The following is an 11,242-nucleotide window of genomic DNA, read 5'->3' on the forward strand; positions in this document are numbered from 1 at the left end:
TCGACCGTCCGGCCGAGCCGCGTCGCCCTCTCCGGCGCGGGGCTCGGCGGGGGCACCGGCGTCCTCGGGGTGGGTGGCGGCTTCCTCGCCGTGCCGGCCCTGGTGAACGTGGTGGGCCTGCGCATGCGCGACGCCGTCGGCACCAGCCTGCTCGTCATCACCGTGAACTCGTTCGCCGCGCTCGCGGCCCGTACGGGTGCCGCCGAGGGGCTCGACTGGGCGGTCGTGGCACCGTTCACCGGGGCCGCGATCCTCGGCGCGTGGGACGGCCGACGGCTGGCCGGCAAGGTCTCCGGGGACGCCCTCCGGCGGATCTTCGCCTGGGTGCTGCTGGCCGTGGCCGCGTGCATGCTGATCGACGCGATCACGTAGCCCGGCCGAGCCACGTCCCGACCCGACCCGACCCGGCCCACGACCCGACCACGACCGAACCACCCCGCGCCCCAGGAGGACCGGCCCACACCCGAGTCACGCCCCGGGCCAGGAGCCCGCCCCCATCAGGCCAGTGACAGGAACAGCTTCTCCAGCCGTGCCCGCATCTGCTCGTTCGTCTCCCCGTTCCCCTCGTTCTTCCCGGCGTCGGTGAGGCACTGCTGCAGCCCGGTGGCGATGATCGCGAAACCCGCCCGGTCCAGGGCGCGGGAGGCCGCGGCGAGCTGCGTGACGACGTCCTCGCAGTCACGCCCCTCCTCGATCATCCTGATCACCCCGGAGATCTGCCCCTGGGCTCTCCGCAGCCGGTTCAGCACCGACTTGAGCTCATCACCCTCGAACTGCAGTTCCACGACCACTCAACTCCTCTATATACCCTTGGGGGTATTTTACCGCCCCCGTGGGAAAGGATCGCAGGCCATCATGTCCACTCCCCCGGCTTCCCGTTCCCTCGGCATCGACGAGACCCGCCGACGACTGCCCGAGCTGACCGTCATCGATGTCCGCACCCCCGGCGAGTACGCCTCCGGGCATGTTCCCGGCGCACTGAACCTCCCTCTGGACCGGATGGAGCGCGCACTGCCCGTCTTCAAGGAGTCCGGCGCCGAGCTGCTGATGGTCTGCAGATCGGGCGCCCGGTCAGGGAAGGCCTGCGCGCTCCTCGCCGAGCACGGCGTGGCGGCGGCCGACCTCGCCGGAGGCACCAACGCCTGGGCGGCCGCGGGTCACGAGCTGCACCGCCCGTCAGGCGGGGCGACGGCCACCTGGGCGATGGAGCGTCAGGTGCGGTTCACCGCCGGTGCGCTCGTCCTCGTCGGGCTGGCCCTCGGACTGCCTTACCCCGCCTGGCAGTTGCTGTCGGCGGCGGTCGCGGGCGGCCTTGTCCTCTCGGCGCTCACCGACACCTGCGGCATGGCGGCGATACTGAGCAGACTGCCGCACAACCACCCACGCGCCACGGATCTCGACGCCACCCTCGCAACCCTCGCCGCGCTCCGGGCACGGTAGCCGACGCCGATGGAGCGCGCGTGGGGGCGCGGATGGGGGCGCGGGCCATGACGAGCCCGCGCCTCCCACCGCACCCGTCAGCGCATGAACTCCCGTACCATCCGGGCGATCCCGTTCTCGTCCAGGCCGTCCGCGTCGCCCAGGGCCAGCAGGCGGTGCGGTACGTGGACGAGCGTCTCGGCGACCCGGCCGGCCGAGGTGCCGGGCAGGCAGGGCTCGACGAGGACGACATCGGCGCGGTCGGCGGCGAGGACGGCCGTGCGCAGGCCGATCTCGTCGAAGGGCCGGATGGTGGCGGCGTAGAGGACGGCGAGGTCGAGTCCGGCGGTGGCGCGCAGCACGGGGTCGAGGGCGGCGCCCACGGCGAGGACGACACCGTCGAGGCCCGGCCGTATGAGCTGGAAGCCGCCAGTGGCATCCCGCGGGGAGGCGTTGGAGCGGGCGGAGACATGGACGTACGCGAGGTCCCCGTGGGCGACGGCGGCCGTGACCGCGTGGCGCACCTCGTCGGGATGCCCGGGCACATGCACGGTCCAGCCGGGCGCGGCGGCGTACCGGTTCAGCTCGTCCACGGCCCCGTAGCCGATGAGCACGGCACCCGCCGCGCACCGCCCGGGGACGGCTTCGGTGAGCGCGAGGAGCATGTCGGTCTGCATGGGGAGGCCCTTCTGTAAACGGATTGTTTCGCATGACAGAAACATGAGAAACAAGTATGAAATGGCGGCCGATAAAACTGCCGACGGTCTCTCATATCGCGACCGGCACCTCTGAATCCAACCCTCCGTTCGCTTCGATCCAGGCTTTGTCCAAGCGAGAGGAATGTGGCCATCTCTTTGCCTTGTCGAGGCGCACCGCTGGTGTTTGCACGGACCGTTCTCTGCGTAACTTGATGTTGATCAACTTTCTCGTGCAAGCTCCGGAACCAGGAGGCGGCACCCAGCCATGGCCGACAGCGGAACCCCCTCCGAGGCACCACCCTTCGTCCACCTCATCGCCGGGCCGACCGGCGTCGGGAAAAGCGCGGCGGCCACCGATCTGGCCCGGGTGACCGGCGCCCCGGTCGTCGTCGCGGACCGGCTGCAGTGCTTCACGGACCTGGCCACCACGAGTGCCCGCGCGGGCGCGGCGGTGCCGGGCGTCCACCGGCACTGGCTGGGCGACCGTACGGTGGCCGACGGCGACCTGTCCGCGGCACAGGCGACAGACACGCTGGTCAACATGGTGGAGGACCTTGGCCGCCGGCACGGCTTCGTGATCGTCGAGGGTGGTTCGATCTCCCTGCTGCGGGAGCTGTCCGCCCGCCGGTCCGACCTGGACTGGCGGCTGACCGTGCGGCTGCTGCCGGTCCCCGAGCGCGCCGAGTACATCACCGCGCTCACCCGCCGGGCCCGGGTGATGCTCGCCCCGCCGGCCCCCGACCGGGGTCTGCTCGACGAACTGGCCGCGCTCTGGCAAGATCCACATCACCGGTGGTTCGCGGCCTCCGTCAACGGCTTCGAGGCCGTCCTGGAATGCTGTGCGAAGTATTCACTGAATGTGAAGACCCTCCACAAACGGAACCTGCCCGAGCACATCCTGGCGCGTATGGCAGATCTGATTGCCGAGCGCCACGCCGAGCACGGTTTCCTGCAGCATCGAGTCTTCACCGAAATTTTCGAAACCCGCATTCCCGGGACCCGTTTCGACTTCGGCGCGCTGGAGCGTGCGGCGTGACCGGCATATCCGAACGTGCCGAACCTGTTTCCCGGCCGGACGTCGCCGCGTGTCTCGCGCGGGCCGCGGTCGATTTCGGCCATATCGTCACCTCCCGGCCGCTGAGTGTCCGCACGCCCCGCTCGACCGCCGAGATCCAGGACGTCCTGGCGCACGCCGGCCCGCGCCGCCTGCCGGTCTCGGCGCGCGGTGGCGGCTACGCGCTGTACGGGCAGGGTCAGGTCGACGGCGGCTGTGTCGTCGACATGGGCGGGCTGAACGAGGTGCGTTGTCTGCCGGAGGAACGGGTCCTGGTCGCCGGGGCGGGCGCGCTGTGGAGCGATGTCGTACGCGTCGCCCTCACCGAGGGGCTGACCCCGCCCGTGCTCCCCGACCATCTCGGCGGCAGTGTCGGCGGGGTGCTCACCACCGGCGGCTTCGGCGGTTCCAGCCACCGGTACGGACTCGTGGCCGACCAGGTGTGTGAGCTGGACGTCGTCACCGGTACCGGTGAGGCGGTCACCTGCTCCCGGGACCGGAACCGGGACCTGTTCTCGGCCGTCCTCGCGGGCCTCGGCCAGTGCGCGCTGATCGTACGGGCCACCCTCCGCCTGGTGCCCGCTCGCACACGCGTACGCCGTTACCGTCTCTACCACGAGGACCCGGCGACGTACTTCGCCGATCAGCGCCGGCTCTCCCGCGACGACCGCTTCAGCCATGTCAGCGGGCAGGCCCGCCCGGCGGTCGGCGGCAGCTGGGACTACGTGGTCGAGGCGGTCGCCCCGCACATCGGCCGACTACCGCCCGACGACGCCCGGTTGGTCGGCGAGCTGGACCACGACCGCGACATCGAGGAGATCGAGGACCTCTCGTACGAGGAGTACCTGCGTCGGCTGGACCGCGACGAGCGGATCCTGCGGGTCACGGGTGAGTGGACCCGTCCGCATCCCTGGCTGGCGCTGCTGCTGCCGGAGGAGACCGCCGCGTCCTTCGTACCGGCCGTGCTCGCCGACGCGGCCCAGCACGGTCTGCGCACCTGCGGAGCGGTCCAGCTCCGCCCCCTCGGCGGCACCACCCTGCGCGCCCCGCTGCTGCGCAAACCGCCGGGCGAACGTCTCTGCCTGTTCTCCCTGATGCGCACGGCACCGCCACAGGATCCGGACGGCGTACGGCGGCTGATCGCCGCCAACCGGTCGGTGTACGAGCGGGCACGGGAGTTCGGCGGCGTGCTGCACCCGGCCAGCGCCGTGCCGATGGGCCCCGAGGACTGGCGGACGCACTTCGGGCGCGCCTACGACGGTCTCGCACGGGCCAAGGGCCGGTACGACCCGCACCGGATCCTCACGCGGGGGTACGGGCTGTGGCGGTGACCGGCGTGACCGTGTTCTGCGGCGCCTCACCCGGACACCGCCCTGAGCACCTGCGGACCGCCGCCGAACTGGGTGACGCGCTCGCCGGGGCCGGACTCCGGCTGGTCTACGGCGGCGCCCGGACCGGGCTGATGGGCGCGGTGGCGGACGCGGTCCTGGCCGCCGGGGGCGAGGTGACCGGAGTGATCCCCCGCCGCATGCTGCCGTACGAGATCGCCCATACCGGGCTCACCGAGCTTCAGGTGGTGGGGGACATCCATGAACGCAAGGCGCGGATGGCGGAGTCGGGCGACGCGTTCGTGGCGCTGCCCGGGGGTCTGGGCACGGCGGAGGAGTTGTTCGAGGCGCTGGCGTGGGCGCAGATGCGCATTCACCGCAAGCCCTGTCTGCTCCTCGACCCGACGGGGTTCTACCGGCCGCTGCTCGCCTTCCTCCGGCACGTCCGGGACGAGGGCTTCCTGCACCCGGGCGACCTGGAGCGGATCGTGGTGTGCGAGTCGGCTCGGGAGGTGGTCGAGCGGCTCACCGCCGCCCCGGTGGAGGCCCCGGCCGTGTTCGGCGCACCGGAACTGGGCCGGACCGCCTTCCTCTTCTCGGGCAGCGGTTCGCAGCAGCCCGGCATGGGGCGTGAACTGTACGAGTCGTTCCCGGTGTTCGCGGCGGCCCTCGACGAGGTCTGCGCGGCCCTGGACCCGTACCTGGATGTGCCGTTGCGGGACGTGATGTTCGCCGAGGCCGGTACGCGCACGCCGCGCTGCTCGACCGGATCGCCTTCGCCAACCCGGCGGTTTTCGCTCTCCAGGTCGCGCAGTACCGCCTCCTGGAGAGCCGGGGCCTCAGACCGGACGTGCTGTTCGGGTATTCGGCGGGCCGGATGGCCGCCGCCCATGCCGCCGGGGTCTTCTCCCTGGCCGAGGCGTGCCGGGCGGTGGGCACGCTGTCCCGGCTCATGGGCGCGGTCGCGACGCCTGGAGCCATGGCGGCGCTGGAGGTCGCCCCGGAGGAGCTGGCGCCGGAGCCCGGCGTGGTGGTCGCGGCGCTCAACGGGCCCCGCTCCTTGGTCGTCTCGGGCGACCGGGACGCGGTGACGGCCGTCCGCGACAGCTGGGCGGACCGGGGCCGCAGGACCCGGCTGCTCCGCGTGGAGCTGGCCATGCACTCGCCCCACCTGGACCCTCTCCTGGACGACTACCGCGGCACCCTCCAGACCATGGACCTCCGGACCCCGCACACCCCGCTGATCTCCGACATCACGGCGATGCCGGTCGGGGCCGAGGCGACCGAACCGGAGTTCTGGGTGCGGGAACTGCGCGACCCCGTGCGCTTCTCGGACGCGGTCGACCTGTTGCGCCGGGACGGTGTGCAGACGTACCTCGAACTGGGTCCGGGCGAGGTCCTGGCGCGCATGCTCGACGAGTATCCGCGGCCCGACGGCGACGGCACGGACCGGACGCCGGCCGTGCTCACCGTCGCCCGGGACCGGAGGGTGCTGCTGGGCGGTTGAAAGTCGTTCCCGGTGCCCCGTGCCCCCGACGTAGGCTGAAGGTCCGCGCCCGGTCCCCACTCCCCGACCGACCTGCCGAGGAGCCTCGTGAGCACCCCTGAGACGACCACGGCCGAGCAACAGCCGCCCACCTGGCGGCTGTTGCTCGGCTATGTACGACCCCACCGCTGGGCACTGTTGCTGGGCGCGCTGCTGTCCCTCGTCACCGGCGCCACCGGCCTCGCGCTGCCGCTGGTGGCCCGGGAGCTGATCGACGACCTCTCGCACGACCGGACCATCACCTGGGCGCTGGTCCTCATGTCCGCGCTGGTCGTCACCAACGCGGCGGTGGGCGCGGTGGGTTCGTACGTGCTGCGGCGCACCGCCGAGTCGGTGGTGCTCGGCGCGCGGCGCGCCCTGTCCTCGTATCTGCTGCGGCTGCGGATCGCGGCGGTGGACCGCAGCGAGCCGGGTGACCTGATGGCACGGATCACCTCCGACACCACCCTGCTGCGCGAGGTCACCACCGACACCCTGGTGGGCCTCGGCACCGGCGGACTGACGCTGGTCGCGACGGTGGTGCTGATGGGGCTGGTGGACCCGGTGCTGCTGGCCGTGACGCTGGGCGTGATCGTGGGCGCGGGCCTGGTGTTCGGAGTGATCGTGCCGCGCATCAACAAGGCCAGCCGGGCGGCGCAGGACGCGGTCGGCGCGATGGGCGCCTCCCTGGAGCGGATCCTCGGCGCGCTGCGCACGGTCAAGGCGTCCGGTGCCGAGCACCGCGAGGAGGAGGCGATCCACGCGGCGGCCGAGGAGTCGTGGCGGCAGAGCGTCCGGGCCGCCAAGTGGACGGCCGCCGCGGGGAACACGGCCGGGCTCGCCATGCAGATCGCCTTCATCACCGTGCTGGCGGTGGGCGGCGCCCGGGTCGCGACCGGCGCGATCGACGTGGGCACGCTCGTGGCGTTCCTGCTGTACGTCTTCTATCTGATGTCACCGATACAGCAGGTCGTGGGCGCGATCACCCAGTACCAGACCGGCGCCGCCGCGCTCTCCCGCATCCAGGAGGCACTGCGGCTGCCCGCCGAACCTGCGGCCCGTCCGGCCCCGCTGCCGTCCCCGGACGCGGCGCCCGCCGCGCTCGCCTTCGACGAGGTCCGCTTCCGGTACGCCGACGATCTGCCGTACGTCCACCACGGGGTGACCTTCGACGTCCCGGCCCGGGGCATGACGGCGTTCGTGGGCCCGTCGGGCGCGGGCAAGACGACGGTGTTCTCGCTCATCGAGCGGTTCTACGACCCCGAGGCGGGCACCGTCACGGTCGACGGCCGCGATGTCGCCGAGTGGGAGCTGTCCCGGTTGCGGTCCGCGATCGGTTACGTCGAGCAGGACGCGCCCGTGCTGTCCGGGACCCTGCGCGACAACCTGCTCCTGGGCAACCCGCGGGCCGACGAGGGCGACCTCACGCGGGTGCTGAAGACGACCAGGCTGGACGGTATGGTCGCCCGGCTTCCGCAGGGCCTGGAGACGCTGGTCGGCCACCGGGGCACCAAGCTGTCCGGCGGTGAGCGTCAGCGGGTGGCCATCGCCCGGGCCCTGCTGCGCCGCCCGCGTCTGCTGCTGCTCGACGAGGCGACGAGCCAGCTGGACGCGGTGAACGAGGCGGCGCTGCGCGACACGGTCGCCGACGTGGCCCGTACGACGACGGTGCTGGTGGTGGCCCACCGGCTGTCCACGGTGACGATGGCCGACCGCATCGTGGTCATGGACGCGGGCCGCGTCCGCGCGGTCGGCACCCATCGTGAACTCGTGGCCGCCGACCCGCTCTACGCGGAGTTGGCGGCCACTCAGTTCCTCGCGACGGCCGGCTGACCCGGTCGGCGGAAGTGGATCAGAAGGGGAAGTGCGCCTGCTGGGTGGCGATGGTCACCCAGCGGGTGTTGGAGAACGCCTCGATGCCCCAGCGGCCGCCGAAGCGTCCGTAGCCGGAGGCCTTCACGCCACCGAAGGGGACCATCGGCTCGTCGGCCACCGACTGGTCGTTGACGTGCACGATGCCGGTGCGGATCCGGCGTGCGACGGCCAGTCCGTGAGTGGCGTTCTCGGTGATGATGCCGCAGCTCAGGCCGTTGTCGGTGTCGTTGGCGAGGGCCACGGCCTCGTCGTCGGCGGTGAACGCCTGAAGGACGCAGAGCGGTCCGAAGGACTCCTGGTAGTAGAGGTCGGCGTCCTTGGGGACGTCGGTGAGCACGGTCGCCGGGTGTACCGCGCCCTCCGGCTGCCCGCCCCCGGTGAGCACCGTGGCGCCCTTGGCGACGGCGTCCTTCACCAGCGCCGCGATCCGCTGGGCGGCGTCGGCGCTGACCAGCGGGCCGACCACCGTGTGCGGGTGGTTCGGGTCACCGGCCCGGAGCGTGGCGACCTTGGCGGCGAACTTCTGCGCGAACTCCTCGGCCAGTGACTCGTGGACGAGGATCCGGTCGCCGGACATGCAGATCTGCCCGGCGTTCATGAAGACGCTGAAGGTGACGGCGTCGACCGCGTAGTCCACGTCGGCGTCGGCGAGCACGATGACGGCGTTCTTGCCGCCCAACTCCAGCACCGCGGGCTTGAGATGACGGGCCGCGTGCTCGCCGATGATGCGGCCGACGCCGGTGGAGCCGGTGAAGTTCACCGCACGCACCCGCTCGTCCGAGATCAGCGCCTCGGCGATCTGAGCCGCGTCCTCGGGCGCGTTGGTGACCACGTTGAGCACGCCGTCGGGCAGCCCCGCCTCCCGGAACACGTCCGCGACCAGCAGCCCGCACGCGATGGGCGCGTCCTCACTGGGCTTGACGACGACGGTGTTGCCGGCGGCGAGCGGCGCCGCCACGGCGCGTACGCCGAGGATGACCGGGGCGTTCCACGGCGCGAACGCGGCCACCACGCCCAGCGGTTCGCGCACCGCGAGGCTGAGGACGCCCTCCTTCTGGCTGCTGAGGACCTCACCGCGCGGAGCGGTGATCGCGGCCGCCGCCTCGCGCAGGATGTTCGCCGCGAGCGCCACGTTGAAGTACGCCCACGGCCGGGTGCCGCCCGCCTCCCGGGCCATGATGTCGGCGACCTGGTCGCCCCGGCCCTCCAGCAGTTCGGCGGCCTTGTAGAAGATCGCGCGCCGGGCGAAGGGGGTGAGCGCGGCCCACTCCTCGAACGCGGCGTCGGCGGCGTCCACGGCCCGCCGGACGTCCTCCGGCCCTGCCGCCGCGACCGTCGCGTACACCTCCCCCGTGTACGGGTCGAGATCCTCGGCGGTGCGGCCGGACGTGGCGGGCACGTCCTTGCCGCCGATCAGAAGGTCACGGGTCATGGCCATGGCGCGGCTTCCTCGGGGTACGTATCGACAACGGTACGTGATCGAGCATGATCGCTCTTGAGCGTTCGTAGTGCGAATTTCAATTACGTTACTGTTCCGTGATGCTCTGCCCGGCCCTCGGGAATGTCAAGAGCCCCGCCGCGGTGTCCGCGCGGCAGGGCTCTCGTTCGCGTTCGACCGACTTCGCTACTGGACGGCGCCCAGCAGGCCGAGGGCGGGCGCGGCCATGTCGGTGACCTGGTGCAGCTCACTCAGCCGGTTCAGCTCGTGGACCTGGTTGAGGCTCTTGAGCTGCTGCGAGGGACGCGGGACGGTCTCCTTCTGCTCCTCGGGGAGGTCGCCGGCGGCGAGCGAGTCCAGCGCGGTCATCGGGTTGAACCTGGTCACGTCCGCCGTGGCGTCCGCGTTGGCCATCGGCGCGGCCAGGCCCGTGACACCGACGGCGAGACCCACGGCGGCGACGATACGTCGAGTTGAGATCATGCCCTCAGCAACGGTCTTCGGCCCCGGTGGGTCACGGCCGCTCACCCGTGAGGCGCACGCCCGCCGCCGCACTTGCCGGTCCCCGCCCGGCGGAGGAGCCTTGCAGGGGAGGCCTTGAGCGGCCCGCTCCTCCATGCCGGGCCACGGCCTTCGAAGGAGGTCACCCATGGGCACCTCGACGAGCCCCGCCTTCGACATCGAAGCGCTGCGCCGGGGCACAGAGGAAGCGAACGCGGCGACACTGACGTCGCTCTACGCGGACGACGCCGAGATGCGCGTCGTCGACCGCAACACCCAGCCCAGCCACCCCAAGGTCATGCACGGCCGAGCCCAGATCGGCGCGATGTACGACGACGTCTGCAGCCGGGAGATGACCCACAAGGTCGAGCAGTGCGTCGTCCAGGGCGACCAGGTCGCCTTCACCGAGTCCTGCGAGTACCCCGACGGGGTACGGGTCCTGGCCGGCTCGATGATCTCCCTGCGCGACGGCAAGATCATCGACCACACCATGATCCAGGCCTGGGACGAGTAGGAGCAGCGACCGGTCGGGCGGGGATGCCCAGTTCGTCCAGGAGCCGGTGCATCTCCGCCTCGGTGAGCGCGGGGTTGAGCGCCGCCTGCCCGGCCAGGTTCCACTGCCGCAGCAGCGCGTCGATCCGGGTGGCCGGGAGCCGGGGATCCGCCGCCGCCTGTTGCTGCACCCAGGAGGACTCGTCATGGCTGAGGCGTTCGATCGACTCCGGCGTGGCGTCGGGGTCGTGCACGACGAGCCGTCGTAGGGCCGGGTCGGGGTCGTCCGCGTACCGGGCGAGGCCCTTCCCCGGGAACTGCGGCATGCGCACCATGTCGTAGCTCGAATAGCTGTGCCATTCCAGAACCATCCGCAGCAGTGCCTCGGCCGGGGCGTCGGGCTGTTGCTCGCAGAGGTACAGGCGGACCACGAAGTCCTCGTCGTCTGCGAGCAGTTCGACGAGGTCGGGCGGGAGCGCCGGGTGCCAGGCCGCGCTTCGGCGCAGCCAGCGGTGGGCGGAGGTCGCGCAGGCGCGCAGGGCGGCGGATTCCCCGGTGAGTGCCAGGACCCAGGCGAGCGGGCCGAGCCGGTCCTCCCGCCCGACCTCGTACGCGATGGCCGCCCGTTGGTCCTCGGTCAGTTCGGGCCGTGCCGAGACCGCCAGGCGTATGCGGTGCTCGGGATCCGTGGAGAGCCGTGCCACCAGGTCGGGCGACAGCGCCGGGTTACGGGCGAGCGCGTGCCGCACGTCGGAGTCGTCGGCGTCCATGAGGCGTTCGGCGGTGGCGCGGGGCAGCCGGGCCTCCGCCCAGACGTCCTGGCGCTCGTGGGGCTCGACGACGGCGAGCACTCCGTCGGTCAGCGTCTCGTCGCTGCGGCAGGCCTGCCGGGCCGCCGCGCGGCGCACGCCG

At 72.0% G+C, this 11,242-nt stretch carries 11 protein-coding genes and 2 pseudogenes; 8 read left to right on the forward strand and 5 right to left on the reverse strand.

Features of this window, described 5'->3' with window-relative positions; translation table 11 throughout:
- A partial coding sequence (locus AWZ10_RS46790; protein ID WP_159058633.1) for a sulfite exporter TauE/SafE family protein occupies nt 1-372 on the forward strand: 372 nt, incomplete at its 5' end.
- Between the two features lie 125 nt (nt 373-497).
- On the opposite strand, the gene AWZ10_RS46795 is transcribed toward AWZ10_RS46790, so the two are convergent.
- Entirely contained in the window at nt 498-785 is a 288-nt protein-coding gene (locus AWZ10_RS46795) for a metal-sensitive transcriptional regulator (protein WP_037699163.1), read from the reverse strand.
- Between the two features lie 70 nt (nt 786-855).
- Between AWZ10_RS46795 and AWZ10_RS46800 the strand changes: the two genes are divergently transcribed.
- A complete protein-coding gene (locus AWZ10_RS46800) occupies nt 856-1,440 on the forward strand; it encodes a rhodanese-like domain-containing protein (RefSeq protein WP_060894315.1) in 585 nt (194 codons plus the stop codon).
- A gap of 77 nt (nt 1,441-1,517) precedes the next feature.
- Here AWZ10_RS46800 and AWZ10_RS46805 read toward each other — a convergent pair whose 3' ends face one another.
- On the reverse strand, nt 1,518-2,096 hold the full coding sequence (locus AWZ10_RS46805) for a hypothetical protein (protein ID WP_060894316.1): 579 nt from the start codon (nt 2,094-2,096) through the stop codon (nt 1,518-1,520).
- A 286-nt stretch (nt 2,097-2,382) separates the two neighbouring features.
- On the opposite strand from AWZ10_RS46805, the gene AWZ10_RS46810 reads away from it, so the two are divergent.
- The 5 genes and pseudogenes from AWZ10_RS46810 (at nt 2,383) to AWZ10_RS46830 (ending at nt 7,857) form a co-directional block, all read left to right on the forward strand.
- Nucleotides 2,383-3,153, forward strand: coding sequence for an isopentenyl transferase family protein (locus AWZ10_RS46810; RefSeq protein ID WP_060894317.1), 771 nt, complete (start codon nt 2,383-2,385; stop codon nt 3,151-3,153).
- On the forward strand, nt 3,150-4,502 hold the full coding sequence (locus tag AWZ10_RS46815) for an FAD-binding protein (RefSeq protein WP_060894318.1): 1,353 nt from the start codon (nt 3,150-3,152) through the stop codon (nt 4,500-4,502). Before AWZ10_RS46810 ends, AWZ10_RS46815 begins: the two co-directional genes overlap by 4 nt.
- A gap of 11 nt (nt 4,503-4,513) precedes the next feature.
- Nucleotides 4,514-4,966, forward strand: a pseudogene (locus AWZ10_RS55010) (LOG family protein); the annotation flags it as partial.
- Between the two features lie 302 nt (nt 4,967-5,268).
- Entirely contained in the window at nt 5,269-6,006 is a 738-nt protein-coding gene (locus AWZ10_RS55015; protein ID WP_244172798.1) for an acyltransferase domain-containing protein, read from the forward strand.
- Between the two features lie 87 nt (nt 6,007-6,093).
- A complete protein-coding gene (locus tag AWZ10_RS46830) occupies nt 6,094-7,857 on the forward strand; it encodes an ABC transporter ATP-binding protein (RefSeq protein WP_060894320.1) in 1,764 nt (587 codons plus the stop codon).
- A 19-nt stretch (nt 7,858-7,876) separates the two neighbouring features.
- On the opposite strand, the gene AWZ10_RS46835 is transcribed toward AWZ10_RS46830, so the two are convergent.
- Both AWZ10_RS46835 and AWZ10_RS46840 read right to left on the reverse strand, forming a co-directional pair.
- Complete coding sequence (locus tag AWZ10_RS46835; RefSeq protein ID WP_046708423.1) at nt 7,877-9,337, reverse strand: aldehyde dehydrogenase family protein; 1,461 nt, start codon at nt 9,335-9,337, stop codon at nt 7,877-7,879.
- Nucleotides 9,338-9,523: 186 nt separating this feature from the next.
- Nucleotides 9,524-9,820 (reverse strand): hypothetical protein, encoded by a 297-nt coding sequence (locus AWZ10_RS46840; protein WP_046708422.1) that lies wholly within the window; start codon nt 9,818-9,820, stop codon nt 9,524-9,526.
- Between the two features lie 166 nt (nt 9,821-9,986).
- Between AWZ10_RS46840 and AWZ10_RS46845 the strand changes: the two genes are divergently transcribed.
- Nucleotides 9,987-10,352, forward strand: coding sequence for a nuclear transport factor 2 family protein (locus AWZ10_RS46845; protein ID WP_046708421.1), 366 nt, complete (start codon nt 9,987-9,989; stop codon nt 10,350-10,352).
- Here AWZ10_RS46845 and AWZ10_RS46850 read toward each other — a convergent pair.
- Nucleotides 10,315-11,242: pseudogene (locus AWZ10_RS46850) on the reverse strand (hypothetical protein); the annotation flags it as partial. The gene AWZ10_RS46845 and the pseudogene AWZ10_RS46850 sit on opposite strands and share 38 nt — an antisense overlap.

Source organism: Streptomyces europaeiscabiei (genome assembly GCF_001550375.1).
Lineage (GTDB): Bacteria > Actinomycetota > Actinomycetes > Streptomycetales > Streptomycetaceae > Streptomyces > Streptomyces europaeiscabiei.

What these genes read in the sequence shown, in the direction of transcription:
- AWZ10_RS46800 (WP_060894315.1), top strand. Translation starts at nt 856, where the DNA reads ATGTCCACTCCCCCGGCTTCCCGTTCCCTCGGCATCGACGAGACCCGC.
- AWZ10_RS46805 (WP_060894316.1), bottom strand. Translation starts at nt 2,096, where the DNA reads ATGCAGACCGACATGCTCCTCGCGCTCACCGAAGCCGTCCCCGGGCGG.
- AWZ10_RS46810 (WP_060894317.1), top strand. Translation starts at nt 2,383, where the DNA reads ATGGCCGACAGCGGAACCCCCTCCGAGGCACCACCCTTCGTCCACCTC.
- AWZ10_RS46835 (WP_046708423.1), bottom strand. Translation starts at nt 9,337, where the DNA reads ATGGCCATGACCCGTGACCTTCTGATCGGCGGCAAGGACGTGCCCGCC.
- AWZ10_RS46840 (WP_046708422.1), bottom strand. Translation starts at nt 9,820, where the DNA reads ATGATCTCAACTCGACGTATCGTCGCCGCCGTGGGTCTCGCCGTCGGT.
- AWZ10_RS46845 (WP_046708421.1), top strand. Translation starts at nt 9,987, where the DNA reads ATGGGCACCTCGACGAGCCCCGCCTTCGACATCGAAGCGCTGCGCCGG.